The sequence below is a fragment of the Variovorax sp. Soil_C_19 genome, from assembly GCF_057657255.1.
In genome coordinates, this window is sequence record NZ_JBDGIV010000005.1 from 37,796 (window position 1) to 63,315 (window position 25,520).

At 68.8% G+C, this 25,520-nt stretch carries 23 protein-coding genes and 1 tRNA gene; 14 read left to right on the forward strand and 10 right to left on the reverse strand.

Going from position 1 to position 25,520, the window contains the following annotated elements:
• Positions 1–7 precede the first annotated feature (7 nt).
• The gene (locus AC3A6R_RS12350; protein ID WP_487864447.1) at positions 8–814 is read left to right on the forward strand and encodes a cyclase family protein; all 807 of its coding nucleotides are present in this window, start codon (positions 8–10) and stop codon (positions 812–814) included.
• A 19-nt stretch (positions 815–833) separates the two neighbouring features.
• Complete coding sequence (gene fahA, locus AC3A6R_RS12355) at positions 834–2,156, forward strand: fumarylacetoacetase (RefSeq protein WP_487860686.1); 1,323 nt, start codon at positions 834–836, stop codon at positions 2,154–2,156.
• Positions 2,157–2,211: 55 nt separating this feature from the next.
• On the opposite strand, the gene AC3A6R_RS12360 is transcribed toward fahA, so the two are convergent.
• The 8 genes from AC3A6R_RS12360 to AC3A6R_RS12395 form a co-directional block, all read right to left on the reverse strand.
• Positions 2,212–2,287: transfer RNA gene (locus AC3A6R_RS12360), tRNA-Gly, on the reverse strand.
• Between the two features lie 44 nt (positions 2,288–2,331).
• Positions 2,332–3,237, reverse strand: a complete 906-nt coding sequence (locus AC3A6R_RS12365; RefSeq protein ID WP_487864448.1) for an NAD(P)/FAD-dependent oxidoreductase — start codon at positions 3,235–3,237, stop codon at positions 2,332–2,334.
• The gene (locus AC3A6R_RS12370) at positions 3,227–3,688 is read right to left on the reverse strand and encodes an Rrf2 family transcriptional regulator (protein ID WP_487864449.1); all 462 of its coding nucleotides are present in this window, start codon (positions 3,686–3,688) and stop codon (positions 3,227–3,229) included. The genes AC3A6R_RS12365 and AC3A6R_RS12370 overlap by 11 nt, the downstream gene beginning before the upstream one ends.
• A 362-nt stretch (positions 3,689–4,050) precedes the next feature.
• Positions 4,051–4,494: a MaoC family dehydratase gene (locus AC3A6R_RS12375; RefSeq protein ID WP_487864450.1), complete on the reverse strand. Its 444-nt coding sequence runs from the start codon at positions 4,492–4,494 to the stop codon at positions 4,051–4,053.
• 10 nt (positions 4,495–4,504) lie between these two features.
• Entirely contained in the window at positions 4,505–5,788 is a 1,284-nt protein-coding gene (boxA, locus tag AC3A6R_RS12380) for a benzoyl-CoA 2,3-epoxidase subunit BoxA (protein WP_487864451.1), read from the reverse strand.
• Positions 5,789–5,911: 123 nt separating this feature from the next.
• Complete coding sequence (gene boxB / locus AC3A6R_RS12385) at positions 5,912–7,339, reverse strand: benzoyl-CoA 2,3-epoxidase subunit BoxB (protein ID WP_487860691.1); 1,428 nt, start codon at positions 7,337–7,339, stop codon at positions 5,912–5,914.
• 31 nt (positions 7,340–7,370) lie between these two features.
• Entirely contained in the window at positions 7,371–9,050 is a 1,680-nt protein-coding gene (boxC, locus tag AC3A6R_RS12390) for a 2,3-epoxybenzoyl-CoA dihydrolase (protein ID WP_487864452.1), read from the reverse strand.
• 138 nt (positions 9,051–9,188) lie between these two features.
• Positions 9,189–10,127, reverse strand: a complete 939-nt coding sequence (locus AC3A6R_RS12395; RefSeq protein WP_487860693.1) for a helix-turn-helix transcriptional regulator — start codon at positions 10,125–10,127, stop codon at positions 9,189–9,191.
• Positions 10,128–10,328: 201 nt separating this feature from the next.
• On the opposite strand from AC3A6R_RS12395, the gene AC3A6R_RS12400 reads away from it, so the two are divergent.
• The 9 genes from AC3A6R_RS12400 (at position 10,329) to AC3A6R_RS12440 (ending at position 19,720) form a co-directional block, all read left to right on the forward strand.
• Positions 10,329–10,799 carry a DUF4863 family protein gene (locus tag AC3A6R_RS12400; RefSeq protein WP_487864453.1) on the forward strand — a complete coding sequence of 157 codons (471 nt, stop codon included), beginning with the start codon at positions 10,329–10,331 and terminating at the stop codon, positions 10,797–10,799.
• On the forward strand, positions 10,796–12,361 hold the full coding sequence (locus tag AC3A6R_RS12405) for a 3,4-dehydroadipyl-CoA semialdehyde dehydrogenase (protein WP_487864454.1): 1,566 nt from the start codon (positions 10,796–10,798) through the stop codon (positions 12,359–12,361). Before AC3A6R_RS12400 ends, AC3A6R_RS12405 begins: the two co-directional genes overlap by 4 nt.
• Positions 12,358–13,905 carry a benzoate-CoA ligase family protein gene (locus AC3A6R_RS12410; RefSeq protein WP_487864455.1) on the forward strand — a complete coding sequence of 516 codons (1,548 nt, stop codon included), beginning with the start codon at positions 12,358–12,360 and terminating at the stop codon, positions 13,903–13,905. The genes AC3A6R_RS12405 and AC3A6R_RS12410 overlap by 4 nt, the downstream gene beginning before the upstream one ends.
• A 136-nt stretch (positions 13,906–14,041) precedes the next feature.
• Positions 14,042–14,854 (forward strand): alpha/beta fold hydrolase, encoded by an 813-nt coding sequence (locus AC3A6R_RS12415; RefSeq protein ID WP_487860697.1) that lies wholly within the window; start codon positions 14,042–14,044, stop codon positions 14,852–14,854.
• The gene (locus AC3A6R_RS12420; protein ID WP_487860698.1) at positions 14,851–16,023 is read left to right on the forward strand and encodes an ABC transporter substrate-binding protein; all 1,173 of its coding nucleotides are present in this window, start codon (positions 14,851–14,853) and stop codon (positions 16,021–16,023) included. Before AC3A6R_RS12415 ends, AC3A6R_RS12420 begins: the two co-directional genes overlap by 4 nt.
• A 157-nt stretch (positions 16,024–16,180) precedes the next feature.
• Positions 16,181–17,053: a branched-chain amino acid ABC transporter permease gene (locus AC3A6R_RS12425; protein WP_487860699.1), complete on the forward strand. Its 873-nt coding sequence runs from the start codon at positions 16,181–16,183 to the stop codon at positions 17,051–17,053.
• On the forward strand, positions 17,050–18,039 hold the full coding sequence (locus AC3A6R_RS12430) for a branched-chain amino acid ABC transporter permease (RefSeq protein WP_487864456.1): 990 nt from the start codon (positions 17,050–17,052) through the stop codon (positions 18,037–18,039). The genes AC3A6R_RS12425 and AC3A6R_RS12430 overlap by 4 nt, the downstream gene beginning before the upstream one ends.
• Before the next feature lie 136 nt (positions 18,040–18,175).
• Positions 18,176–18,931 carry an ABC transporter ATP-binding protein gene (locus AC3A6R_RS12435; RefSeq protein WP_487860701.1) on the forward strand — a complete coding sequence of 252 codons (756 nt, stop codon included), beginning with the start codon at positions 18,176–18,178 and terminating at the stop codon, positions 18,929–18,931.
• 87 nt (positions 18,932–19,018) lie between these two features.
• Positions 19,019–19,720, forward strand: coding sequence for an ABC transporter ATP-binding protein (locus tag AC3A6R_RS12440; RefSeq protein WP_487860702.1), 702 nt, complete (start codon positions 19,019–19,021; stop codon positions 19,718–19,720).
• Between the two features lie 24 nt (positions 19,721–19,744).
• Here the strand turns inward: AC3A6R_RS12440 and AC3A6R_RS12445 are convergent, their stop codons facing one another.
• Positions 19,745–20,128 carry a DUF1090 domain-containing protein gene (locus tag AC3A6R_RS12445; protein WP_487864457.1) on the reverse strand — a complete coding sequence of 128 codons (384 nt, stop codon included), beginning with the start codon at positions 20,126–20,128 and terminating at the stop codon, positions 19,745–19,747.
• Between the two features lie 132 nt (positions 20,129–20,260).
• Here AC3A6R_RS12445 and AC3A6R_RS12450 point away from each other — a divergent pair, with 132 nt between their 5' ends.
• Positions 20,261–22,081 carry a feruloyl-CoA synthase gene (locus AC3A6R_RS12450; RefSeq protein ID WP_487864458.1) on the forward strand — a complete coding sequence of 607 codons (1,821 nt, stop codon included), beginning with the start codon at positions 20,261–20,263 and terminating at the stop codon, positions 22,079–22,081.
• Here the strand turns inward: AC3A6R_RS12450 and AC3A6R_RS12455 are convergent.
• Positions 22,078–23,400: an AsmA family protein gene (locus AC3A6R_RS12455; protein WP_487864459.1), complete on the reverse strand. Its 1,323-nt coding sequence runs from the start codon at positions 23,398–23,400 to the stop codon at positions 22,078–22,080. The two genes, AC3A6R_RS12450 and AC3A6R_RS12455, sit on opposite strands and share 4 nt — an antisense overlap.
• 85 nt (positions 23,401–23,485) lie before the next feature.
• Between AC3A6R_RS12455 and AC3A6R_RS12460 the strand changes: the two genes are divergently transcribed.
• Both AC3A6R_RS12460 and AC3A6R_RS12465 read left to right on the forward strand, forming a co-directional pair.
• Entirely contained in the window at positions 23,486–23,908 is a 423-nt protein-coding gene (locus AC3A6R_RS12460) for a hotdog fold thioesterase (RefSeq protein WP_487864460.1), read from the forward strand.
• 101 nt (positions 23,909–24,009) lie between these two features.
• Positions 24,010–25,296 carry a solute carrier family 23 protein gene (locus AC3A6R_RS12465; protein ID WP_487864679.1) on the forward strand — a complete coding sequence of 429 codons (1,287 nt, stop codon included), beginning with the start codon at positions 24,010–24,012 and terminating at the stop codon, positions 25,294–25,296.
• Positions 25,297–25,520: the final 224 nt, after the last annotated feature.

A 25,520-nucleotide genomic window follows, 5' to 3' on the forward strand; every position in this document is an offset into this window, starting at 1 on the left:
CGCCCCGATGCCACGCAAATTCGTCGACCTGTCGATCTTCCTGGAGAACGACGTGCTCTCCGACCCGCCGGCCTTCGCGCCGAAGATCCAGTACTTCACGCACGAACAGACCTACGAGCAGATCGAGCCCTTCTTCCCGGGCCTGAAGAAGGAAGACCTGCCCGACGGCGAAGGCTGGGCGGTCGAGCTGGTGCAGCTGTCGACGCACAACGGCACGCACCTCGATGCGCCCTACCACTTCCACTCGACCATGGACAAGGCGCTCGGCGAGAAGAAGCCCGCGATCGCGATCCACGACGTGCCGCTCGAATGGTGCTTCCAGCCGGGCGTGAAGCTCGACTTCCGCCATTTCGAGGACGGCTACGTGGTGACCGCGGCCGACGTGGAAGCCGAGCTCAAGCGCATCGGCCACACGCTGAGCCCGCTCGAGATCGTGGTGGTCAACACGCGCGCTGGCAAACGCTACGGCAACCCGGACTACGTCTCGGCCGGCGCGGGCATGGGCTATGAAGCCACGATGTACCTGCTCGAGCGCGGCGTTCGCCTCACGGGCACCGACGCATGGAGCTGGGACGCGCCCTTCGTGCACACGGCCAAGAAATACGGTGAGACGAACGACGCCTCGCTGATCTGGGAAGGCCACAAGGCCGGCCGCGACATCGGCTACTGCCACATCGAGAAGCTGCACAACCTCGAGGTGCTGCCGCCCGCGGGCTTCTTCATCAGCTGCTTTCCGCACAAGATCCGCGGCGCCTCGGCGGGCTGGACGCGCGCCGTGGCGATCTTCGACGACGCGCTGATGGCGTCGGTCTGACGCGCGGAAGGTCAAGACCATGATCACGCTCAATCACACGCACGATGCCGACGCCCGCAGCTGGGTGGCCAGCGCCAATGCTGCGGGCAGCGACTTTCCGGTTCAGAACCTGCCACATGCGGTGTTCCGCCGCCTCGGCAGCCCCGAGCCGTTTCGCGGCGGCGTGGCGATCGGCGACCAGGTCGTCGACATGGCTGCACTCGCGACGCGCCCGCTGCTCGACGGCCTTGCACTCGATGCGGCGCGCGCCGCGGCGCTGCCCGCCCTGAACGATCTCTTCGCGCTCGGCGGCAGCGCGTGGCAGGCCTTGCGCCATGCGCTCTTCGCGCTGCTGCACGCCGACGCGACCGCGGCCACTGTCGAAGCGATGCGCGAGTGCCTGGTGCCGCAGGCCGAGGTCGAGTTCACCGTGCCGGCGCGCATCGGCGACTACACCGACTTCTACACCTCGATCGACCATGCGCTGAACATCAGCCGGCTCATGAACCCCGAAGGCGACGTGACGCCGAACTTCCGCTGGATTCCGACCGCCTACCACGGGCGTGTCTCGACCATCGGCGTCAGCGGCCAGCGCTTTCATCGCCCGATGGGCCAGACGCTGGCGCCCGGCGCTAAGGCACCGACCTACCATGCCTGCGCGCGGCTCGACTACGAGCTCGAACTCGGCATCTGGATCGGCGAGGGCAACGCAGCCGGCGAGGCGATCCCGCTCGCGCATGCCGAGGACCACATCTTCGGCATCTGCCTGCTCAACGACTGGTCGGCGCGCGACATCCAGTTCTGGGAAATGGCGCCGCTCGGGCCGTTCCTGGCGAAGAACTTCGCGACCACCGTCTCGCCATGGATCGTGACGATGGAGGCGCTCGCGCCCTACCGCCAGGCATGGACGCGCGCGCCCGCCGATCCCCAGCCGCTCGCCTACCTGGAAGACGCGCGGAACCGCGAAAGCGGCGCGATCGACATCCAGCTCGAAGTCTGGCTCGAAAGCGAGCAGGCGCGCAGCGGCGGGCATGGCGCCTCGCGCCTGTCGCGCACGAGCTTCAGGCACCAGTACTGGAGCGTGGCGCAGATGGTGGCGCACCACACCGTGGGCGGCTGCCAGCTCAACGCGGGCGATCTGTTCGGCAGCGGCACGGTGTCGGGGCCCGGCCCGGGCGAGGCCGGCGCGATCATCGAGCTGACACGCGCGGCGCAGAGCCCGGTCACGCTGGCGCACGGCGAACAGCGCGGCTTCCTGGAAGATGGCGACGCGGTGATGCTGCGCGGCTGGTGCGAGAAGCCGGGCCATGCGCGCATCGGCTTCGGCGAAAGCCGCGGCATGGTGCTGCCGGCCAAAGGCTGAACGGCGGCCGCAAAAAGCAAAAGGCCACCGCAGGGGTGGCCTTTTGCAAGAAATGTGGAGCGGGAAAAGAGTCTCGAACTCTCGACCTCAACCTTGGCAAGGTTGCGCTCTACCAACTGAGCTATTCCCGCATTTCGAGCCGCGAATTATAGCCTGATTTTTTGAGCCGCTTGGATCAGCCGCCGAAGACCGACGCCCGGTGCAGCGAGATCCCGGCCATCACCCCGTCGGCCGAGGCCATGGTGGCGTTGTGGAACATCATGGCCGCGTCGCCGGCCGCGAACACGCCGGGCACGGTGGTCATCTTCATGGCGTCGGTGCGGATCATCGGTCCGAAGCCGCCCGCGTCGATCGCACAGCCGAGCTGTTCGGCCAGCGGACTCGCGAGGCGCGTGCGCGGCACGATGAACATCGCGTCGAGCGGCAGGCGCCGCCCATTCTCGAAGCGCACGCTCGACAGCGCGGTGGGCGACGGCCCCTCGAGCGCTGCAATGCGGCCCGGCTCGATCGCCACGCCGCGCGCCTCGAGCTTCGCGCGCATCTCCGCGTCCGGCAGGCTGCCGCCGTGGAGGAACAGCGTGGCCGGGCCCCATTCGGTGAACAGGATCGCGTGCTCGGGCGTGTGCGGCGGCTCGATCAGCACGCCGAGGCGCCGGCCGCTGACCTCGTAGCCGTGGCAGTACGGGCAATGCAGCACGCTCTGGCCCCAGCGCTCGCGCACGCCGGCGATGTCGGGAAACCCATCCTCCACGCCGAAGGCCAGCACGATGCGTGCGGCCGAGAGCTGCCGGCCGTCTTCGAGCGCGGCCGCGAAGCCGCCGGTTCCATCGGGCCGGGCCTCGGTCACGCGGCCTTCGATAAAGCTGGCGTTCGGATAGGCGAGCACCTTGGCGCGCGCATCGGCCATCATCTTCAGGGGCGGCGTGCCGTCCTGCCCGAAGAAGCCGTGCGCGGCTTCGGCAAAGCGGTTGCGCGGCGCGCCTGCATCCACGATGCAGACGTTTTTTCGCGCGCGCGCGAGCTGCAGGGCAGCGGAAAGGCCGGCGAAGCTGCCGCCCACGATCAGAGCGTCACAGTGCATGTTGAATGTCCTTGAGGTTGAAACCGCCGCCCGTCATGCGGCGATGAAAGTCCTTGGAGAGATCGGCCAGCGTGATGCTGTTGAAACGTTCAAGCAGCAGCGCCTCGGCATCCCGGCAGGCACCGTCGAGCGCCGCATTCACCGCCTGCTCGACGATGCAGCCCGGGCTTTCGGTGCGGTTGCCGATGGCCAGCAGCGCCGGCGAACCCACCGCCTGGTGGATGTCGCCGAGCGTCACCGCGTCGAGCGGGCACGACAGCACCCACCCGCCGCCATGCCCCTTGGCCGAACTCACGAGGCCTGCCTCGCGCAGACCGGCCATCGCGCGCCGCACCACGACGGGGTTGGTCTGCATCGCCATGGCGAGCGTTTCGGACGTGACGGGCTCGTCCATCTCGGCCATGTGAAGCAGCGCGTGGAGAACGCCGGAAAGCTTGCTGTCTCGTTTCATGCAACATTATGAGTTGCATGAAACGCATGTTGCCTGACTGCTGTGCGGCAGACCCTGCGTGCGGAACGGTCATTGGCGCCGCGGCGCTACCAGACGTGAAGCAGCGCACAACAGATTCTTTCGAACCCATCCGCTGCCTCGATGCAGCGGACGGCCAAACGCTTCACCCCCCGTCTCCGCCGACGGAGGGCGCCCACACCCCGCGCGCCCACGGCGCACATGGCGACAAACGCAGTTGAGGCGGTGGGACCACGAATGCAGTGAGCGGCGCCACCGGGGCCGTGGGTGGCGCCGAGATCCGGAAGTAAGCGCGCCGCGGTACCCGCAGCCGGAGCCCGCAGCGCCTCGCGGGCTTTTCTTGATCAGGTCGCGGCTTGGAGCCTGAACAGGCTCGTGACCTCGGCATCGAGCACCAGCATCTCGCGCTGGTTGAACAGCTGCCAGCGCCAGCGCAGGATGCCGAGCGTGGGCCGCTTCTCGGAGCGCCGCACCTCGATCACGTCGGCGACGAGCCGCAGCGCGTCGCCGGGCCGCACCGGGTTCGGCCAGCGCACATGCTCGAGCCCCGGCGAGGCGAACGATTCGGAGCCCTCGAGTGCGGCACCGACGACCAGGCGCATCGCGATCGCGCAGGTGTGCCAGCCGCTTGCAATGAGCCCGCCGAAGGGGCTGCCGGCCGCAGCCTCGGCGTCGGTGTGGAACCACTGCGGGTCGTAGTCCTTCGCGAAGCGCACGAGTTCGGCTTCGGTCAGCACGTAGGGCCCGGCCTCGATGACCTGGCCCGCTTGGAAGTCGGTGAACTTCATTCGCCGGCGCTCAGTACGTCTCGAGGTGCAGCCGGCCTTCGCGCTTGAGCGCACCGCCCACGGCGTCCCAGTCGAGCCCCGCTTCCTTCGCGATGTCGCGCAGCGCGAGCACCACGCCCTCTTCCATGCTCTTGAGGCCGCAGACGTAGAAGTGGCTCGCGCCGTCCTTCAGCAGCACCGCGAGGTCGGCAGCGCGCTCGCGCATCAGGTCTTGCACGTAGCGCTTGGGGCTGCCGGGCGTGCGCGAGAACGCGAGGTTGATGTCGATGAAATCCTTTGGCAGCGACTGCAGCGGTCCGAAGTACGGCAGCTCCTGCTGCGTGCGCGCCCCGAAGAACAGCATGAGCTTGCCGCCCTCGAACTTGCCGCTCTTGCGCAGGCGTCGGCGCCATTCGGTCATGGCGCGCATGGGGGCGCTGCCGGTGCCGGTGCAGATCATCACGATGTGCGACTTCGGATGGTTCGGCATCAGGAACGAGGCGCCGAACGGACCGACCACCTGCACCGTGTCGCCCACCTTGAGGTCGCAGACGTAGTTGGAGGCGATGCCGCGCACCGGACTGCCCTGGTGGTCTTCGGTCACGCGCTTCACGGTGAGCGAGACGTTGTTGTAGCCGGGCCGCTCGCCGTTGCGCGGGCTGGCCACCGAGTACTGCCGCGCATGGTGGCGCTTGCCCAGCGCGTCGGTGCCCGGCGGCACGATGCCGATCGATTGGCCTTCGAGCACCGGGAACGGCACCACGCCGAAGTCGAGCACGATGTGGTGCGTTTCGCTGTCGAAGCCGGCTTCGGTGCAGTTGAAGTTGCCCACGACGGTGGCCGTGGTCGGCGTCTTCGGTGGGAAGAGATTCGTGTAGGCGTGCGCGGCCGACCAGGGCGGCACGGTGGCGCCGAACTGCGCGGAATTGAAGACCGGCTCGACGGAATCGACGGCGGCGGTGCTCTCCGCCGGCACGGCGGCCGGTGCCGCGGCTGCGGCAGGCTCCGCGGATGCGCCTGCGGCCTCGAGTTCCTCGGGCGGCAGCTCGGGCGGCAGCGACTCCCAGGTCAGCTGTTCCTCGATGGTGTACGCGCGCACCACGGGCATGGTGCGCCAGTTGTCGATCGAGCCCGTGGGGCACGGCGAGATGCAGGCCATGCAGCCGTTGCAGATGTCGGCCCGCACGACGTAGTTGTTGTCGTCGTGCGTGATCGCGTTGACCGGGCAGGTGGCCTCGCAGGTGTTGCAGCGGATGCAGATCTCGGGATCGATCAGGTGCTGCTTGATGATCCCGGCTTCGACGGCCATGTCCATGTTGTTTCTCCTGAAGCCCTCCCCTTTCGGGGGAGGGTTGGGTCGGGGCCGGCGGCGTTGGTCGTGGTCACGCTGCTGGCCCCCATCCCGGCCTTCCCCCAACGGGGGAAGGAGAAATACCCGTCAACCGAAGCGGACGTATTCGAAATCCACCGGCTGGCGGTTGATGCCCATCACCGGCGGCGCGATCCAGCCGGCGAACTTGCCCGGCTCGACCACGCGGCCCATCAACGATGCCACGAAGGCGAAGTCCTCGGCGCTTGGCAGCCATTCGTTCCTCTTGGCGGCAAATTCGGTCTCGCTGACCACGCGGCCCTCGGGCGACATCTTGATGCCCGCGAGCGCGCCGATCTGGCGGTTGAAGGCCTTGTGCGGCACCACCAGGCGGGTCGGGATGCCGGCCTTCTCGAGCACCTTGTTCCAGCGGCCGACGCCGGCCACCGAGTCCTTGATGAAGTCGTCGCGCAGCACTTCGTTGAGCGCGTTGAGCATCGGCACGTCCTTCTCGACGAGCTGGCCGTCCTTGACCTCGAGCACCTTGTAGGTCTGGCCCTTGAGCACGTGGTCGTCGGTGCGTTTGCCTTCTTCGTAGCGGCCCTTCAGGCCCGAGCTGTAGAAGATGGCGGCATTGCTCGACTGGTCGGCACCGAACAGGTCGATGGTCACGCTGTAGTGGAAGTTCAGGTAGCGCTGGATGGTGCCCAAATCGATGGCGCCAGCGGCGCGCACCTTCTGCGGGTCGTCGGTCTTGAGTTCGTTCATGACCTGCGCGGTGCGCGAGAGCACGCGCGAGACGCCGCTCTCGCCCACGAACATGTGGTGCGCCTCTTCGGTCAGCATGAACTTGGTGGTCCGCGCGAGCGGATCGAAAGCGCTTTCGGCCAGCGCGGCCAGCTGGAACTTGCCGTCGCGGTCGGTGAAATAGGTGAACATGAAGAACGCGAGCCAGTCGGGCGTCTTCTCGTTGAAGGCACCGAGGATGCGCGGGTTGTCGACGTCGCCCGAGGTGCGCTGCAGCAGCGCCTCGGCTTCCTCGCGGCCGTCGCGGCCGAAGTGCTTGTGCAGCAGGTAGACCATGGCCCAGAGGTGGCGGCCCTCTTCGACGTTGATCTGGAACAGGTTGCGCAGGTCGTACATCGACGGCGCGGTCAGGCCGAGGTGGCGCTGCTGCTCGACCGAGGCCGGCTCTGTGTCGCCCTGCGTCACGATGATGCGGCGCAGGTTGGCGCGGTGCTCGCCGGGCACGTCCGCCCAAGCTTTCTCACCCTTGTGGTCGCCGAAGTGGATCTCGCGGTTGGCGTCGCCCGGGTTCAAGAAGATGCCCCAGCGGTAGTCGCGCATCTTCACGTGGCCGAACTGGGCCCAGCCTTGCGGATCGACGCTCACGGCTGTGCGCAGGTACACCTCGTGGTTGGTCGAGCCCTCGGGGCCCACGTCGTCCCACCAGTTGATGAAGTTGGGCTGCCAGCCTTCGAGCGCGCGCTGCAGCGTGCGGTCTTCGCCGAGGTTGACGTTGTTGGGGATCTTCTCGCTGTAGTTGATCGTGCTCATCGTTGTTCCTTGGGTTGTAGGGGCTGCCAGTTCACACGCGGTTCAAGTCGAAGCCGGCCTTCTCGCCGGTGCCGTAGACCTTCAAGGCACCCTTCTCGCCGACGGCGTTGGGGCGGTTGAAGATCCAGTTCTGCCAGGCCGTGAGCCGGCCGAAGATGCGGGTGGCCATGTTCTCGCGGCTCGCGAAGCGCAGGTTGGCCTCGAGGCCAGTGAGCGCGTCGGGCGACATGGCGGCGCGCTCCTCGATGGCGATGCGGATCTCGTCGTCCCAGTCGATGTCGTCGGGCGCAGCGGTAACGAGGCCGAGCTTCAGCGCCTGGTCGGCATCGAGCGGCTGGCCGGCTGCGGCGCGTGCAGCCTCGAGCGGCGCGGCCTCTTCGTAGAAGCGGCGCTGCAGGCGGCTCTGGTCGTTGACCATCGGGAAGAAGCCGAAGTTGAATTCGTTCAGCACCAGCTTCGGCGCGCGTCCGGCATCGTCGGGCAGCGCGAGCATGTAGCTGCGGTCGGCAGCAAAGGCCAGCTCGGCGAGCGTGCCGGCAAAGCAGGAGCCGGCCTCGATCAGCGCGAACAGGCTGCGCGAGGACACGTCGAGCCGCGCCAGCGTGCGGCGCAGCGCGCCGATGGTCTCGCGCACCAGCCAGTGGTCCTTGTGGGCCAGCATCACGGCGTCCGACGCGAGCACCGCATCGGCATCGCCTTCGGTCTTGAGCAGCCAGGTGCCGATGTCGAGCTCGTTGGTGCGCAGGTTGAGGATCGCATCGTCGAGTTCGCGGCACATCGCGAGCGGCCACCAGGCGGCGCCCGCGGCCTCGATGGCGGCCACGTCGGCCGGCTGTGCGCCCGTGGGCGCCTTGACGGTGATCGTGGCGGTGCGCTTGCTGCGGTCGATCTTCACGTCGACGTGGCTGTAGGCAATGCCGTCGGCGCTGTCGGTGCGCTCGAGGCGGGTCAGCGCCACGCCCTTGGCGCCGGCCGGGCGGTCGCTGCCGGCCGCGAGCTGCGCGGCGCGCTCCTGCACCGTGGCAGCGAACTGCGCAGGCTTGGCGATCGCGTCGACCAGGCGCCAGTCGACCGCGCGCTGGCCGCGCACGCCTTCGACGCTGGTGCAGAAGATGTCGGCCAGGTCGTGGCGCACATGGCGCTTGTCGGTGACGCGGGTCAGGCCGCCGGTGCCGGGCAGCACGCCGAGCAGCGGCACCTCGGGCAGCGACACGGCCGAGGAGCGGTCGTCCACCAGCACGATCTCGTCGCAGGCCAGGGCCAGCTCGTAGCCGCCGCCGGCGCAGGCGCCGTTCACGGCCGCGATGAACTTGAGGCCCGAGTGCTTCGACGAATCCTCGATGCCGTTGCGCGTCTCGTTGGTGAATTTGCAGAAGTTCACCTTCCAGGCGTGGCTCGAGACGCCGAGCATGAAGATGTTGGCGCCCGAGCAGAAGATCCGGTCGCGGCCGCTGGTCACGATCACGCTGCGCACCTCGGGATGCTCGAAGCGCACGCGGTTGAGCGCGTCGTTGAGCTCGACGTCCACGCCGAGGTCGTAGCTGTTGAGCTTGAGCTTGTAGCCCGGGCGGATGCCGCCGTCCTCGGCGATGTCGAGCACCAGGCGGGCCACGCTGCCCTCGACATTCAACTTCCAATGCTTGTACTGCGCCGGTTCGACGCGGTAGTCGACGCGCGGAGGCGCCTGGACGGGGGGGGTGGTCTCGGTCATACGGAAGTCTCCTGTGGGGCGGATGCGAACCGGAAGAATATTGCACATTCCGGCGCCGATGACATGCATCATGCTGCATGTGAACAGGCAAGTCAATGCCTGTTGTGCTTTTTTTCATCGTCCCGGGTCGGGCCCGGCTCAGGCGCCGATGCCCATAGCCTGCCGCGCCGCGGCGCGCAGCGCCTGGAAGCTGTCGGTCAGGCTCTTGCCGCTCGTGTCCACCGACAGGTCGGCCTTCGAATAGAAGGCGGCGCGGCCGTTGAGGATGCGCCGCAGGTCTTCCATCGCTTCGCGGCTCGCGGCCATGGGGCGGGTGTCGCCCTGGGCGGCCACGCGGCCCATGTGCTCCTCGGGCGAGGCCTGCAGCCAGACGGTGGTGCAGTGCGCGAGCAGCTCGTTGAAGGTGGCCGGGTCGGACACGATCCCGCCCGGCGTGGCGATGACCACTTCGCTGTGGATCTGCACCGCCTCCTCGAGCGCGCGGCGCTCGTAACGGCGGTAGGCGTTGGTGCCGTAGAGGTCGTGGATCTCGCGCACGCTGCAGCCCGCGAGCTTTTCGATCTCGCGGCTCAGCTCCACGAAGGGCAGCTCGAGGTCGTCGGCCAGCATCTGGCCCAGGGTCGACTTGCCCGCACCGCGCAGGCCCACGAGCGCGATGCGCCGGTGCCGCGCCGGATCGACCGAGGCGGTGCCGAGCAATTCGCCGAGGGCCAGGCGCACGCGGCGCAGGTCGGCCTCGCTGCGCTTTTCGAGCAGTTCGCGGATCAGCAGCCACTCGGGCGAGCTGGTCGTCACGTCGCCCACCAGTTCGGCCAGCGAGCAGTGCAGCGCGCCCGCCACCTGCTGCAGCACGAGGATCGAGGCATTGCCGATGCCGTATTCGAGGTTGGCCAGATGCCGCTCCGAGACATCGGCCGCCACGGCCACCGCCTTGCGCGTGAGGCCGCGCTGCGCGCGCAGGTTGCGCACGCGCTCGCCCAGCGCCGCCAGCAGCGGATGCTTCGCCTCCCCGGCGGGCGCGGCGTTGTTGCCGCTTTCCGGCGCGGTGGCCAGCACCGTGTCTCCATGCTCGTTCATGCAAGTCCTCGTTCCTGGCCAGGATTGTGCGCGCTCAGGGTAAACACCATAGATGCACTATATTGCTTGACACTCATTGTCTCGGTGCTTATCGTTCGACCACAAGCAAGATACTGCACGCGCCGTCATCGCGCAAGTGAGACCAAAAGTTCGCAGCCGCGGCGGCGTCCCCGCCAGCCAGCCTCCAACAGGAAGCCCGCCATGTCCAGCAAGGAAGATTTTCATCAACTGATTGCCGGCCTCACCGCCGAGATCGCCGGGCGGCCGCTCGACGCGCAGCTCGAGGCGTGGTTGAACGCCCAGCACGGTGCCGGCAGCGCGCGTTTCGAGCGCCTGCGCGCGGCCTGCATCGGCGGCGTGGCCGAAGGCTGGCTCTGCGAGCGCGAAGGCGGCGGCATCCGCTACGGCCGCGTGTTCAAAGCTGACGACGCGCTGCACCGTTTCTCGGTCGACGTGGTCGACATGCAGGACATTGCCGGTCCGCACCACACGCATCCGAACGGCGAGATCGACTTGATCATGCCGCTGGACAGCAGCGCCGCCACCTTCGACGGACGCCCCGCGGGCTGGTGCGTCTACGGACCCGGCACCGCACACCGCCCGACCGTCGCGCAAGGCCGGGCGCTCGTTCTCTACCTGCTGCCGGAAGGGCAGATCAAGTTCACCCAATGACCGAACGCCTCGCCAATTTCGTCGCCGGCCACTGGCAAGGCGGCTCGGACGCCGGCACGCCGCTCTTCGACCCGGTGCTCGGCACCGAACTCGTGCGCGTCGACGCCACGGGCCTCGACCTGCCCGCGGCCTTCGCGTTTGCGCGCGAACAGGGCGGCGCAGCGCTGCGCGCGCTGACCTACCGCGAGCGCGCCGGGCTGCTCGCGGCCATCGTGAAGGTGCTGCAAGCAAACCGCGACAGCTACTACGAGATCGCCACCGCCAACTCGGGCACCGTGAAGAACGACTCGGCGGTCGACATCGACGGCGCCATCTTCACGCTCGGCCAGTATGCGAAATGGGGCGATGCGTTGGGCGACGCGCGCGTGCTGCGCGACGGCGACGCGGTGAAGCTCGGCAAGGAGCCGGTGTTCCAGTCGCAGCACCTGCAGCTGCCCACGCGCGGCGTGGCGCTGTTCATCAACGCCTTCAATTTTCCGTCGTGGGGCCTGTGGGAGAAGGCCGCGCCCGCCCTGCTTTCGGGCGTGCCGGTGATCGTGAAGCCCGCCACCGCGACCGCCTGGCTCACGCATCGCATGGTCAAGGATGTGGTCGATGCGGGCGTGCTGCCCGCGGGCGCGCTGTCGGTGGTGTGCGGCACCTCGGCCGGCCTGATGGAGGCGCTGCAGCCCTTCGACGTGGTGTCGTTCACCGGCTCGGCCGAGACCGCTGCGCTGATCCGGTCGCACCCCGCAGTGGCCGCGCGCTCGGTGCGCGCGAACATCGAGGCCGACAGCCTCAACAGCGCCCTGCTGCTGCCCGGTGCGGCGCCCGGCAGCGAGGCCTTCAACCTGCTGGTGCGCGAGGTGGTGCGCGAGATGACGGTCAAATCGGGCCAGAAGTGCACCGCGATCCGCCGCATCCTGGTGCCGGCCGAGGTGTACGACGCCGCGGCCGAGGCCATCGGCGCGAAGCTCTCGGCCGTCACGGTGGGCAATCCGCGCAACGAGGCCGTGCGCATGGGTTCGCTCGTGAGCCGCGCCCAGCTCCATGCGGTGCGCGAAGGGCTCGACGCGCTGTCCACGCAAACCACCGTGCTGCACGACGGCCGCAAGGCGCCGCTGGTGGATGCCGACCCTGCCATCGCAGCCTGCATCGGCCCCGTGCTGCTTGGCGCGCGCGACGCCGATGCCGCCGCGCGCGTGAACGACATCGAGGTGTTCGGCCCGGTCGCCACGCTGCTGCCCTACCGCAACCTCGCCCATGCCACGGCGCTCGCGCACCGCGGCCAGGGTTCGCTGGTCGTGTCGCTGTACGGCAGCGACGATGCGGCACTGGCCCAAGCCGCGCTGGCCGTGGCGCCGAGCCACGGGCGCGTGCACGTCGTGTCCCCCGAGGTGGCGCAGGCCCACACGGGCCATGGCACCGTGATGCCGATGTCGCTGCACGGCGGCCCCGGCCGTGCCGGCGGCGGCGCCGAGCTGGGCGGGCTGCGCGCGCTCGACTTCTATCACCGCAGGACGGCCGTGCAGGCGAGCCCCGGCGTGCTGGCCGCGCTGGGCCTCCAGGAAGTAGGAACATGACGCTGCCCCCCCGATTCAATTTCGCCGAACACCTGTTCGCGCTCAACCGTGGCCGCGCCGATCGCACGGCCTACATCGACGACCGCGGCCGGCTGGCCTACGGCGAACTCGAAGACCGCGCGCGCCGATTGGCGGCTGCCCTCAAGGCGGCCGGCGTGCGGCGCGAGGAACGCGTGCTGCTGCTGATGCTCGACAGCAGCGACTGGCCCGTGAGCTTTCTCGGCTGCCTCTATGCGGGCGTGGTGCCGGTCGCGGTGAACACCCTGCTCACGCCCGACGACTACGCCTACATGCTCGACCACAGCCGCGCGCAGGCCGCGCTGGTCTCGGGCGCGCTGATGCCGGGGTTGCAGGAGGCGATGAACCGCGCGCCGCATGAAGTGCACACGCTCTTCGTCTCGCAGCCGACCGGCGCGCTGCCCGAAGGCGCGAAGGATTTCGAGGCCGCGCTCGCCGATGTGGCGCCGATGCCCGCGGCGGCGCCCACCGCGTCGGACGACCCGGGCTTCTGGCTTTATTCCTCCGGCTCCACCGGCAAGCCCAAGGGCACGGTCCACACGCATGCCAACCTCTGGTGGACCGCCGAGCTCTACGGCAAGCCGGTGCTCGGCCTGACCGAGAACGACGTCTGCTTCTCGGCCGCGAAGATGTACTTCGCGTACGGGCTCGGCAATGCGCTGACCTTCCCGCTCTCGGTCGGTGCCACGGTGGTGCTGATGGCCGAACGGCCCACGCCCGACGCCACCTTCCGCCGCTGGACGGCGCACCAGCCGACCGTGTTCTTTGGCGCGCCAACCGGCTTTGCGGGCATGCTCGCCTCGCCGAAGCTGCCGCCGCGCGAGGCCGTGGCCCTGCGCATGTGCTCGTCGGCGGGCGAGGCGCTGCCGGGCGAGATCGCACAGCGCTTCAAGGCGCACTATGGCTGCGAGATCATCGACGGCATCGGCTCCACGGAGATGCTGCACATCTTCATCAGCAACCGCCCCGGCGACGTGCGCTACGGCACCACCGGCCGGCCGGTCGAGGGCTACGAGGTCGAGCTGCGCGGCGAGGACGGCCGGCCCGTGGTCGACGGCGAAGTCGGCGACCTCTACATCCGCGGGCCCAGCTCGGCGCTGATGTACTGGGCCAACCGCGAGAAGTCGCGCGACACCTTCCAGGGCGGCTGGACCAAGAGCGGCGACAAGTACACGCGCGACGCCGATGGCTACTACACCTATGCGGGCCGCAGCGACGACATGCTGAAGGTCAGCGGGATCTACGTCTCGCCGTTCGAGGTCGAGGCCACGCTGATGCAGCACCCGGGCGTGCTCGAGGCCGCGGTGATCGGCAAGGAAGACAGCGACGGGCTCACGAAGACCAAGGCCTTCGTGGTGCTGAAGGACGGCGCCGCGGCGACCGAGGACGAGCTCAAGTCCTTCGTGAAGGAACGCCTCGCGCCGTACAAGTACCCGCGCTTCCTGGAGTTCGTGCCCGAGCTGCCGAAGACGGCGACGGGGAAGATCCAGCGGTTTCGGTTGCGCGAGCGCGAGAAGGAATCATGAGCCTTCCCCTGTCTTGCTCCCTCCCCTTCCGGGGGAGGGCTGGGGTGGGGGCAGGCGGCCTGTGCAAAGGCATGGCCTCCGCCAGCGCAGCAAGCCCCCATCCCAACCTTCCCCCAGAGGGGGAAGGAGCAATACCATGAGCACCGCCGAATTCGCCACCATCGACTGGCGCGGCCGCGCCGTGCAGATCGAGTGCGCATGGATCGCCCCCGAGCGCACCGACGCCCCGCTCGTCGTCTTCCTGCACGAAGGCCTCGGCTCGGTCGCGATGTGGAAGGACTTTCCCGCGCGCCTGTGCGAGGCCGCCAAGGTGCGCGGCCTCGTGTTCTCGCGCCCGGGCTACGGCCGCTCGACGCCTCGCGGCGAAGACGAAACCTGGGACGTCGACTTCATGCACCGCCAGGCGCACGAGGTACTGCCCGCGCTGTTCGCCGCACTGGGGCTCGACGGCGAGACGCCGTGGCTCTTCGGGCACAGCGACGGCGGCTCGATCTCTCTGCTGTACGCTGCGCGCTTTCCCGCTCGCGTGGCCGGCCTCGTGGTGCTCGCGCCGCACATCTTCGTCGAGGACGTGACCGTCGAAAACATCGAGAAAGCGCGCAGCGCCTACCTTTCGACCGACCTGCCGCAGAAGCTCGGCCGCTACCACGATAGCGCGGACTCGGCGTTCTGGGGCTGGAACCGCATCTGGCTGCATCCGCCCTTCCGCCAATGGAACATCGAAGCCGAAATCGACGCGATCCGCAGCCCGGTGCTCGCGGTCCAGGGCATCGACGACGAATACGGCACGCTCGCACAGGTCCGCGGCATCGCGGCGCGCGTCGGCGGGGCATGCGAATTGCTTGAACTCGCGGAATGCGGGCATTCCCCGCATCGCGATCAGCCGGATCGTGTCATCGTCGCGGCCAACCTTTTTATTACCACCCACAATCGGAGACAGTCCCTATGACCATTCGCACCGCCCGCCTCGCGCTTACCGCGATCGCTTTCGCCGCACTCGCATCGACCGCCGCGGCGCAGGGTTCGGCCAAGCTCAAGGTCGGCCTGATGCTGCCCTTCAGCGGCACCTACACCGCGCTCGGCGTGGCCATCGAGAACGGCTTCAAGCTCTACGTCGACGAACAGGGCGGCAAGCTCGCCGGCCGCGAGATCGAGTACTTCAAGGTCGACGACGAATCCGACCCTGCCAAGGCCACCGACAACGTCAACAAGCTCATCAAGCGCGACAACGTCGACGTGATCGTCGGCACGGTGCACTCCGGCGTCGCGATGGCGATGGCCAAGGCCGCCAAGGAAAGCGGCACCGTGCTGATCGTTCCCAATGCCGGCGCCGACGCGGTGACCGGCCCGATGTGCGCGCCCAACATCTTCCGCAGCTCGTTCAGCAACTGGCAGCCGGCCTACGCGATGGGCGAGGTCGCGGCCAAGCAGCAGGGCAAGAAGAAGGCCATCACCATCACCTGGAAGTACGCGGCCGGCGACGAGTCGGCCAACGGCTTCAAGGAAGGCTTCGAGAAGAACGGCGGCAAGGTCGACAAGCAGCTCACGTTGGCCTTCCCCAATGTGGAGTTCCAGGCGCTCCTGACCGAGATCGCTGCGGCCAAGCCCGATGCGGTGTACGCCTTCTTCGCGGGCGGTGGCGCGGTGAAGTTCGTCAAGGACTACCAGGCCGCGGGCCTCAACAAGACCATTCCGCTCTACGGCCCGGGCTTTCTGACCGACGGCACGCTCGAGGCGCAGGGCGACGCCGCGCAGGGCATGCTGACGACGCTGCACTACGCCGACGGCCTGAACACGCCGCGCGACAACGCCTTCCGCACCGGCTACGCCAAGTCGTTCAAGATGCAGCCCGACGTGTACGCCGTGCAGGGCTACGACGCAGCGCAGATGCTCGGCGTGGGCCTGGCCGCCACCAAGGGCGACATCTCGAAGAAGGCCGAGTTCACCGCCGCCATCGAGAAGGCGAAGATCGACAGCCCGCGCGGCACGTTCACGATGAGCAAGTCGCACAACCCGGTGCAGGACATCTACCTGCGCAAGGTCGAGGGCAAGGAGAACAAGGTGGTGAGCACGGCCATCAAGGGTCTGGCCGACCCCGCCCGCGGCTGCAGGATGTAAGTAAGGCCCACCCCCGAAGCGGCTCACTTCGTGTAGCCGCCTCCCCCTCAAGGGGGCGACACCTGCGGCCCGGCAAAGCCGGTTCCGCGGTGTCTCGCGAACATCGTGGGCGCTTCGCGCCACACTCCTCTTTCTTGCGCTCTCGGGATCATTCAACGTGGATTTCGGCACCTTTCTCGTCCAGTGCCTGAACTCGGTTCAGTACGGACTCCTGCTCTTCCTCGTGGCCTCGGGGCTGACGCTGATCTTCGGGATCATGGGCGTCATCAACCTGGCGCACGGAAGCTTCTACATGATCGGCGCGTACATGGCGTTCACGCTGTCGCCGCTGTTCGGCGACCAGTTTCTTCTGATGCTGGTGGCCGGCGTGGTGCTGGCGGCGATCTTCGGCTACCTGCTCGAATGGGCCTTCTTCAGCTATCTCTACCAGCGCGACCACCTGCAGCAGGTGCTGATGACCTACGGGCTCATCCTGGTGTTCGAGGAGCTGCGCTCGATCCTGGTGGGCAACGACGTGCACGGTGTCGGCGTGCCGCCATGGCTGGAGGGCAGCTTCGCGCTCGGCAACGTCATGAGCTACCCGTGGTACCGGCTCTTCGCATCGGCGGCCTGCATCGTGCTGGCGGTCGGACTCTATTTCGTCGTCAACCGCACGCGGCTCGGCATGATGATCCGCGCCGGCGCGAGCAACCGCGACATGGTGCGCGGCCTGGGCATCGACGTGAAGCGGCTCTACCGCATCGTGTTCGCCGCGGGCGTGGCGCTCGCGGCGCTGGCCGGCATGATCGCCGCGCCGATGTCGTCGGTGTACCCCAACATGGGTGCGAGCGTGCTGATCATCTGCTTCGTGCTGGTGGTGATCGGCGGCATCGGCTCGATCACCGGCGCGCTCGTGGCGTCGCTGCTCGTGGGCTTCGTCGACACCTTCGGCAAGGTGTTCTTCGCGGACCTGAGCGGCATCGGCATCTACCTGCTGATGGCGATCGTGCTGATCTGGAAGCCCGAAGGGCTGATGGGGAAGCGGCCATGACGAACAACAACAACACCCACGCCACCGTCCGCCAGCGCTCCTCGCTGTCGTTCCTGGTGCCCGTGGCGGTGGCCATTGCGGTTGGCGTGGCCGGCCCGATGCTGGGCAACTACGCCTCGGACTTCGTCGTCAAGATCATGATCCTGTCGATCTTCGCGCTGAGCCTGGAACTGCTCGTGGGCACGACCGGCCTCGTGAGCCTGGGCCATGCCGCGTTCTACGGCCTTGGCGCCTACGTGACGGTGCTGGCCTCGGGCAACGACGGCGGCAACCTCGTGCTGCTGCTGCTGGCGTCCATGGGCGTCGCGGCGCTGTATGCGCTCTTCGTGGGCGCCTTGAGCCTGCGCACGCGCGGCGTGTACTTCATCATGGTGACGCTCGCCTTCGCGCAGATGGCTTTCTTCGTGTTCCACGACACCGCAGTCGGCGGCGGCAGCGACGGCATCTACCTGTACGTGCGGCCCGCCATCGGCCCGCTCGACATGGAGAACCGCACGGTGCTGTTCTATGTGGTGCTCGGCGCGCTGGTGTTCACCTACGGGCTGCTCGCGCTCTTGAAGCGCTCGCGCTTCGGCGCGGCGCTCGCGGGCATCCGCGTGAACGAGCAGCGCATGCGCGCGGCGGGCTTTCCGGTCTATGGCTACAAGCTCGCGGCTTTCGTGCTCGCGGGCGCGCTGGCCGGGCTCGCGGGCTTTTTGCTCGCGTCGCGCGACGGCGTGGTCAACCCCGAACTCATGGCGTGGCACAACTCCGGCGAGGTGCTGCTGATGGTGATCCTCGGCGGCCTGGGCCACCTGCGCGGCGCGGTGATCGGCGCGGTGGCCTTCACGCTGCTCAAGGAGGTCTTCTCCACCCATGCAGTGATGGGTCCGCTCGCGGACCACTGGCAGCTCACGCTGGGCATCGCCATCATCGTGTTCGTCGCGCTGCTGCCCAAGGGGCTGATCGGGCTGGCGAAGCGGCTGTCGCCGAAGGGGGGCGCATGACACGCGTTCTGACTTCGACTTTGACTTTCTCCCTCCCCTTCCGGGGGAGGGCCGGGGTGGGGGCAAGCGGCGTGTCCGTCGAGCGCCCTGCCCGCCCCCATCCCAGCCTTCCCCCGAAAGGGGAAGGAGCCAGACCATGAGCAACACCCACGCACTGCTTTCGGTCGAAGGACTGACCCGCCGCTTTGGCGGCCTCACCGCCGTGAACGCCGTCACGCTCGACCTGCACGTCGGCGAGGTGCATGCCGTGATCGGCACCAACGGTGCCGGCAAGTCGACGCTGATCAACATGCTCTCGGGCGAGATCGAGGCCTCCGAAGGGCGCATCGCACTCGACGGCCACGACATCACACGGCGTGCGCAGTGGCGCCGCGCGCGCGCCGGCGTGGGCCGCAGCTACCAGCGCACGACCATCTTCCCGGAGTTCAGCGTGCACGAGAACTGCCGCCTCGCGGCGCAGGCCGCCACCGCGCGGCCGTGGACGCTGTGGGAATCCTTCGGGCGCTGCGCGGCCAGCAATGCCGCCGCCGACGCGGCGCTCGAGGCCGCGGGCCTCACGGCCGAGGCGTCGCGCATCGCGGGCACGCTGAGCCATGGCGCGCAGCGTCAACTCGAAGTGGCCATGTGCCTGGCCACCCGGCCGCGCGTGCTGCTGCTCGACGAGCCGCTCGCCGGCATGGGCGCCGAGGAAACCGACCGCATGCTCACGCTGCTCGCGCGGCTCAAGGCCACGCATGCGATCCTGCTCGTCGAGCACGACATGGATGCGGTGTTCCGCATTGCCGACCGCATCACCGTGATGGTGAACGGCACCGTCATCGCCACGGGCGAACCCGCGTCGATCCGCGAGAACCCTGAAGTGCGCACCGCGTACCTCGGCGAGGAACACTGATGCCCCCACGCTCATCACTTCGTGTATTCGCTGCCCCCCGAGGGGGCGCTGGCCTCCCTTGGGGCGGCCCGGCGGAAGGCCACTGAGATGCTCACCGTCCGCGACATCAACACCTACTACGGCAACAGCCACATCCTGCGTGGCGTGCATGCCGCCATTCCCAAGGCCGCCTCGGTCGGCCTGCTGGGGCGCAACGGCATGGGCAAGACCACGCTGATCCGCACCGTCATGGGTTACGTGCGCCCCGCCTCGGGCGAGGTGCAGATCGACGGCCGCACCGTCACCGGGCTGCCGCCCGAGAAGATCGCACGGCTCGGCATCGGCTACGTGCCCGAGGGCCGCGGCATCTTCCCGAACCTCTCAGTGCGCGAGAACCTCGTGATGAGCGAGCGTGCCGGCATCGACGGCAGCCGCGCCTGGACCTTCGAGCGCGTGATGGCGACCTTCCCCAGGCTCGCCGAACGGCTTTCGCACGGCGGCCAGCAGCTCTCGGGCGGCGAGCAGCAGATGCTCTCGATCGGCCGCGCGCTCATGACCAACCCGCGCCTGCTGATCCTCGACGAGGCCACCGAAGGGCTCGCCCCGCTGATCGTGGCCGAGATCTGGCGCGTGATCGCCGAGATCCGCACCACCGGCATCGCCACGCTGATCGTCGACCGCGACTACCGCAAGGTGCTCGCACATACCGACCTGGCCGTGGTGATGGAGAAGGGGCGCATCGTGCGGCACGGGGCCTCGGCGGATCTGCTGGCGGAGCCGGGGGTGCTCGAAGAGCTGCTGGGGGTGTGAGCGCGCTGCAGCGCGGCGCCACGGTCAGCGCTGCGCCCTGACCCGCTCAAGCTCGGCCTGCGCCTCGCGCAGCTTGTCTTCGCGGCGCGCGATCTTGTCGGCATCGCCTTTTCGCTGGGCCTCGCGCAGGTCGCGCTCGCGCTGCGCCACCTTTTGCTCGTGGCTGCGCACGCGCTGCCGGTGCTCGGCGGCCAGCTTCTCGTCGGTGCAGTTGCGGCGCACCTCGGCAAGCGCACGTTCCAACCCGCGCACGCGTCGGGGCTGGCCTTCGGCCTTGGCCGCTTCGATGTCGGCCGCGATGGCCTCGCGCTTGTCCGCGCAGGTCGCGCCGGCGCCCGGTTGTGCGACGGCCACGCTCGATGCCAGTGCGGCGATGACGGCGGCAAGGGCCAGTGGTGACAGCTTCATGGGGACTCCTGCGTGAGTGGTGATTCGATGATGATGCCGGTGAACGCAAGCTCCACTCTAGGCGCTTCGGCGCGCGATACCTGCTGTTGGCCCTGATTCGCGCAACCGCCAGCACCGGCACACTCGAGCGCCATGACCGACCACGACTTCCTCCTCGACCCGGACCAGATCGCCCCGCCCCGCACGGTGCGCATCGACTTCGACGATGGCTCGTTCGCGCTGCGTTCGCCGATGGCGCTGCAGCCGTATGCGCGCTGCGTGGGCGAATGGCTCGAGCGCTGGGCGCTCGAGACGCCCGATGCGCTCGCGCTGGCCGAGCGCGACGAGGCGGGCGAAGGCGGCTGGCGCCGGCTCGACTATCGCGCGCTGCGGCAGGCCGTGGGCGCGGTGGCGCAGGGCCTGCTCGACCTCGCGCTGCCCGACGACCGGCCGATCGTGATTCTCTCGGACAACGCGATCGACCACGCGGTGCTGATGCTCGCGGCGATGCACATCGGGCGCACCGCCTGTTCGCTGTCGAGCGCCTACTCGCGCATGGCGAAAGATCCGTCTCGGCTGCACGGCGTGCTGCAGGCGCTCGGTCCGTCGCTGGTCTATGCGTCCGATGCCGAAGTCTATGGCGCGGCACTCGCGGGGTGCGGCGTCGAGGCGGTCGCGGTGTTCAGCCGCCATGCCGAGGCCCATCCGGGCGCCATCGCGTTCGACCGCCTGCTGGCCAGCGCTGAAACGCCTGCGGTGATGCAGGCCTTCGAGGCCATCCAGCCCGACACGCACGCCAAGTACCTGCTCACCTCGGGTTCCACGGGGCGGCCCAAGGTGGTGATCAACACGCACCGCATGCTCTGCGCCAACCAGCAGATGATGGCGCAGACCTGGCGCTTCCTCGCAAAGGAGCCGCCGGTGCTGGTCGACTGGCTGCCCTGGAGCCACACCTTCGGCGCCAACCACAACCTGAACATGGTGCTGTGCCACGGCGGCGCGCTCTACATCGACGAGGGCCGGCCCGCGCCGGGCCTCGTCGACAGGACCGTGCGCAACCTGCGCGAGGTGAAGCCCACGCTGCTGTTCAACGTGCCGCGCGGCTTCGACATGCTGCTGCCCTTTCTCGAGGCCGACGACGCGCTCGCGGCCGAGGTGTTCTCCCGGCTGCGGCTCGCGTTCTATGCCGCTGCGGCGCTGGCACCGTCGACCTGGCAGCGGCTCGAAGCGGTGGCACGGCGCGTGCGGCCCGAGCGCCCGCTCTGGCTCACCACCTCGTGGGGCGCCACCGAGACCTCGCCGGCCATTACCTCCGCGCACTGGAAGCTGGACGGTGCCGGCTGCATCGGCGCGCCGCTGCCGGGGCTCGAGCTGAAGTTCGTGCCCAACGGGCAGAAGCTCGAGATGCGCGTGAAGGGCGTGTCGGTGTTCCCGGGCTACCGCGGCGCGCCGCGCGAGACGGCCGAGGCCTTCGACGGCGAAGGCTACTACCGCATCGGCGACGCAGGCTTCCTGGCCGACCCGGCGGCGCCTTCGCGCGGCGTGGTCTTCAACGGCCGCGTGGCCGAGGACTTCAAGCTCTCGAGCGGCACCTGGGTTTCGGTGGGCACGCTGCGCGTGCGGCTGGTTTCGCTGCTCGCGCCGCATGTGCAGGACGTGGTGCTCACGGGCCACGACCGCGACGAGATCGGCATGCTGGTGTTCCCTGCGCCACAAGCCGCATCGCTCGAACATGGCGCGCTGCAGGCGCGCATTGCCAAGGTGCTGCGCGCGCTGCGCAACGAAGGCGCGGGCTCGTCCCAATGCCCGGCACGCGCGCTGGTGCTGGCCGAGCCGCCGAGCCTCGATGCGGGCGAGATCACCGACAAGGGCTACATCAACCAGCGCGCGGTGCTCGCGCGCCGTGCGGCCGAGGTGGCACGGCTGCATGCGGCGGGCGACGGCGATGCCGAGGTGGTGCGACGCGACGCCTAGCGCCGCGGTGCGGCGGGCGCCTTTTTCTCCGCCTTCGGCGCCTCGGTGCCGAACAGCTTTTCGACCTGCTGCCCCAGGCGTGCACCGATCGCGGTGCCCACGCCCGGCAGCACCGCGGAGCCGACCGCCGCGCCGGCCAGCGCGCCGCCGGTCAGCGAAACCTCCGGGTCGCTCGCGGTGCCGCCGATCTTGAGCGGCACGCCGACCACGCCGTCGACGATGTCGACCGCGACCGCACCGTCGAGCTTGCGGTTGAAGAAGCGCAGTTGGCCGCTCGCGGTGAGCACGCCGGACCGCGCCTTGAGGTTGGTGTAGCGCAGCACGGTGCCGTCCTCGCCGCCCTGGGTGTCGAGCGTGCCGGTCAGTTCGTCGAGCGGCGTGGTGCCGCCGCGGCTGACGCCGGCTGTGCTCACCGCCTTGGCGAGATCGAGCCCGACGAGCGTCGCGGGCCGCACCGCGAAAGTGGTGCGTGTGTGCAGGCTGCGCAGCAGCGCACCGAGTTCGCCCGCCTCGGCCTCGAGCATGGAGCGGCCGTAGACCTTGCCGGCGACGGCCGCGCGGCGGTCGAAGGCCTTCAGCAGGCCCTCGAGGTCGATGTCGCTCGCCTCGAGATCGGCCGACACGCGCAGTGCGTCGTTCGGGCGCACCTCGAACACCGAGACGCCGTTCCAGCTTCCGCCGCCCGCGTCGATGCGGGTGCGCCAGCGGTCCTGCCCGGGCTCGCGCTCGAGCTGCAGGCGCGCGGGCGGCGACGCGCCGGCGCGTTCGACGCGCGCCTCGCGCGGGCGCCACTGGCCGTCGAACGCGATCTCGCCGTCGTAGGCCAATGCGATGCCGCGCCGGTCGATCCAGACCACGTCGCGCCAGCGGACCTTCTCGATCGGAAGCGGCGCGAGCGTCCAGGGCGCAGGCAGCGTGAAGGCGCCGCCGCCCTCGCTCGGCCTCGGCCCCTTGCCTCGGAACGCATAAAGCGATTCACGCGGCAGCACCAGGCTTTCGACCTCGAGCGCGTCGACGGCGACCACCCGCTGCAGCAGCTCGCGCAGCCTCAGTTGCAGCGTGACACGGCGCAGCGTGACCGGGCGCGGCTGCACCGTGGCCACATCCGAAAGCACCAGCACGGGGCTGGGCCAGAGCGACCAGTGCGCACCGCCCACCTGAAGGCCGACGCCGAACCGCTTTTCGAACGCCTCGGCGATACGCTCGGCGGCTTGTTCGTCGCTCGGCAGGCGCGAGGCGACGAGCCACACCAGCGCCCCGGCGCCGAGCAGCAGGGCCGCGGCGATGCCGAGCAGCCAGGGGCGAACTGAGCGTTTCATCGCGGCAACTTAGCACGCCAAGGCGACACGCCTTGTCAGCCGCCGTCGCTATAGTTTTGCGATTCCCCGTAGCCGAAAGAACCGAATGCGCATCTGGAAGAAAGACATCTCCGTCGAGGCACTGACCCGCAACCATGTCGGCACCGCCGTGGCGGCCCTCGGCATCGAGTTCCTGGAGGTGGGCGACGACTTCATCCGCGCCCGCGTGCCGGTGGACGAACGCACCCGCCAGCCCTACGGCATCCTGCACGGCGGGGTGTCGGTGGTGCTTGCCGAGACGCTGGGCTCGTGCGGCGCGCACTACAGCGCGCCCGAGGGCGACCGCGCCGTGGGCCTGGACATCAACGCCAACCACATCCGCTCGGCCACCAGCGGCTGGGTCACGGGCACGGCCCGGCCGGTGCACCGCGGGCGCTCCACCCAGGTGTGGCAGATCGACCTGACGAACGAGGCGGGCGAACTGACCTGCGTGTCGCGGATCACGATGGCGGTGCTGCAGCCGCGCTGAGCCCGCGGGCACGCGCCCGGCGGCCGCGCGGCGTCCTTCTTGCTTCTGCTTGTCTGCCCCACAATCACGCCCCATCGACAAGAGGAGAAGAAGCAATGTCAATGTTCAACTGGACTGAAAAGCCGGTGTCCACACTGGCCGAGGGCGCGGTCATCGCGCCCGACGAACGCCTGCCCTGGCTGCAGACCGGCGCCATGGGCGTGCAGCACGTCATCGCGATGTTCGGCGCCACGGTGCTGGCGCCGATCCTGATGGGCTTCAACCCCAACATCGCGATCCTGATGAGCGGCATCGGCACGCTGATCTTCTATTTCGTGACCGGCGGCAAAGTGCCCAGCTACCTGGGCTCGAGCTTCGCGTTCATCGGCGTGGTGATCGCGGCGAGCGGCTACGCGGGCAAGGCCCCGAACGCCAACATCGCGGTGGCGCTCGGCGGCATCGTGGCTTGCGGGGTGGTCTACATCGCGATCGGCGCGATCGTGCAGGCCATCGGCACGGGCTGGATCGAGCGCTTCATGCCGCCGGTGGTGACCGGCGCGGTGGTGGCTGTGATCGGGCTCAACCTGGCCAACGTGCCGATCAAGAATATGGCGGCCGGCAACTTCGACGCCTGGATGCAGGCCGTCACCTTCCTTTGCGTGGGCCTGGTGGCGGTGTTCGCGCGCGGCATGCTGCAGCGGCTGCTGATCCTGGTCGGGCTGATCCTCGCGACCGTGGTTTACGCGGTGCTGACCAACGGCATGGGCCTCGGCAAGCCGGTCGACCTCAGCGGCATCGCCAATGCGGCCTGGTTCGGCCTGCCGACCTTCACCGCGCCGGTGTTCACCGCCAACGCGATGCTGCTGATCGCGCCGGTGGCGATCATCCTGGTGGCCGAGAACCTCGGGCACCTGAAAGCGGTCACCGCCATGACCGGCCGCAACCTCGACCCCTACATGGGCCGCGCGTTCATCGGCGACGGCATCGCGACGGTGGTGAGCGGCGCCGCTGGCGGCACGGGCGTGACCACCTATGCCGAGAACATCGGCGTGATGGCGGCCACGCGCATCTACTCGACGGCGGTGTTCGTGGTGGCGGCGCTGATCGCGCTGGTGCTGGGCTTCAGCCCCAAGTTCGGCGCGCTGATCCAGGCGATCCCGCTGCCGGTGATGGGCGGCGTGAGCATCGTGGTGTTCGGCCTGATCGCCATTGCGGGCGCCAAGATCTGGGTCGACAACAAGGTCGACTTCTCGCAGAACAAGAACCTGATCGTGGCCGCGATCACGCTGATCATCGGCACTGGCGACTTCACGCTGAAGTTCGGCGACTTCGCGCTTGGCGGCATCGGAACCGCTACCTTCGGCGCGATCATCCTCTACGCACTCCTCGGGCGATCGCGCAACGCCTGAATGTGGAAGCCCCCCCGAAGCGCCTGCGGCGCCGCCCCCCACTGGGGGGCGCACCCAGCGGCCGGGCAAAGCCCGATCCGCGGGTGCCCGCGCGGGGGCCGCTGCTCCCTTTGCGCCGCGAAAGAAAGTGCAACGCGGTGCAAGAGATGTTGTCCGGGCGGCCCCATGAAGGCCTGGGCGATGGGCCGGAAGCCTTCGCCCGTTAGACTTCAACGCTTTTCGCA

What these genes read in the sequence shown, in the direction of transcription:
- AC3A6R_RS12410 (WP_487864455.1), top strand. Translation starts at nt 12,358, where the DNA reads ATGACGCTGCCCCCCCGATTCAATTTCGCCGAACACCTGTTCGCGCTC.
- AC3A6R_RS12455 (WP_487864459.1), bottom strand. Translation starts at nt 23,400, where the DNA reads ATGAAACGCTCAGTTCGCCCCTGGCTGCTCGGCATCGCCGCGGCCCTG.
- AC3A6R_RS12450 (WP_487864458.1), top strand. Translation starts at nt 20,261, where the DNA reads ATGACCGACCACGACTTCCTCCTCGACCCGGACCAGATCGCCCCGCCC.
- AC3A6R_RS12350 (WP_487864447.1), top strand. Translation starts at nt 8, where the DNA reads ATGCCACGCAAATTCGTCGACCTGTCGATCTTCCTGGAGAACGACGTG.
- AC3A6R_RS12430 (WP_487864456.1), top strand. Translation starts at nt 17,050, where the DNA reads ATGACGAACAACAACAACACCCACGCCACCGTCCGCCAGCGCTCCTCG.
- AC3A6R_RS12445 (WP_487864457.1), bottom strand. Translation starts at nt 20,128, where the DNA reads ATGAAGCTGTCACCACTGGCCCTTGCCGCCGTCATCGCCGCACTGGCA.
- AC3A6R_RS12415 (WP_487860697.1), top strand. Translation starts at nt 14,042, where the DNA reads ATGAGCACCGCCGAATTCGCCACCATCGACTGGCGCGGCCGCGCCGTG.
- AC3A6R_RS12370 (WP_487864449.1), bottom strand. Translation starts at nt 3,688, where the DNA reads ATGAAACGAGACAGCAAGCTTTCCGGCGTTCTCCACGCGCTGCTTCAC.
- AC3A6R_RS12365 (WP_487864448.1), bottom strand. Translation starts at nt 3,237, where the DNA reads ATGCACTGTGACGCTCTGATCGTGGGCGGCAGCTTCGCCGGCCTTTCC.
- AC3A6R_RS12435 (WP_487860701.1), top strand. Translation starts at nt 18,176, where the DNA reads ATGAGCAACACCCACGCACTGCTTTCGGTCGAAGGACTGACCCGCCGC.
- boxA (WP_487864451.1), bottom strand. Translation starts at nt 5,788, where the DNA reads ATGGACATGGCCGTCGAAGCCGGGATCATCAAGCAGCACCTGATCGAT.
- AC3A6R_RS12405 (WP_487864454.1), top strand. Translation starts at nt 10,796, where the DNA reads ATGACCGAACGCCTCGCCAATTTCGTCGCCGGCCACTGGCAAGGCGGC.
- AC3A6R_RS12375 (WP_487864450.1), bottom strand. Translation starts at nt 4,494, where the DNA reads ATGAAGTTCACCGACTTCCAAGCGGGCCAGGTCATCGAGGCCGGGCCC.
- AC3A6R_RS12420 (WP_487860698.1), top strand. Translation starts at nt 14,851, where the DNA reads ATGACCATTCGCACCGCCCGCCTCGCGCTTACCGCGATCGCTTTCGCC.
- AC3A6R_RS12460 (WP_487864460.1), top strand. Translation starts at nt 23,486, where the DNA reads ATGCGCATCTGGAAGAAAGACATCTCCGTCGAGGCACTGACCCGCAAC.
- AC3A6R_RS12440 (WP_487860702.1), top strand. Translation starts at nt 19,019, where the DNA reads ATGCTCACCGTCCGCGACATCAACACCTACTACGGCAACAGCCACATC.
- boxC (WP_487864452.1), bottom strand. Translation starts at nt 9,050, where the DNA reads ATGACCGAGACCACCCCCCCCGTCCAGGCGCCTCCGCGCGTCGACTAC.
- boxB (WP_487860691.1), bottom strand. Translation starts at nt 7,339, where the DNA reads ATGAGCACGATCAACTACAGCGAGAAGATCCCCAACAACGTCAACCTC.
- AC3A6R_RS12465 (WP_487864679.1), top strand. Translation starts at nt 24,010, where the DNA reads ATGTTCAACTGGACTGAAAAGCCGGTGTCCACACTGGCCGAGGGCGCG.
- fahA (WP_487860686.1), top strand. Translation starts at nt 834, where the DNA reads ATGATCACGCTCAATCACACGCACGATGCCGACGCCCGCAGCTGGGTG.
- AC3A6R_RS12400 (WP_487864453.1), top strand. Translation starts at nt 10,329, where the DNA reads ATGTCCAGCAAGGAAGATTTTCATCAACTGATTGCCGGCCTCACCGCC.
- AC3A6R_RS12395 (WP_487860693.1), bottom strand. Translation starts at nt 10,127, where the DNA reads ATGAACGAGCATGGAGACACGGTGCTGGCCACCGCGCCGGAAAGCGGC.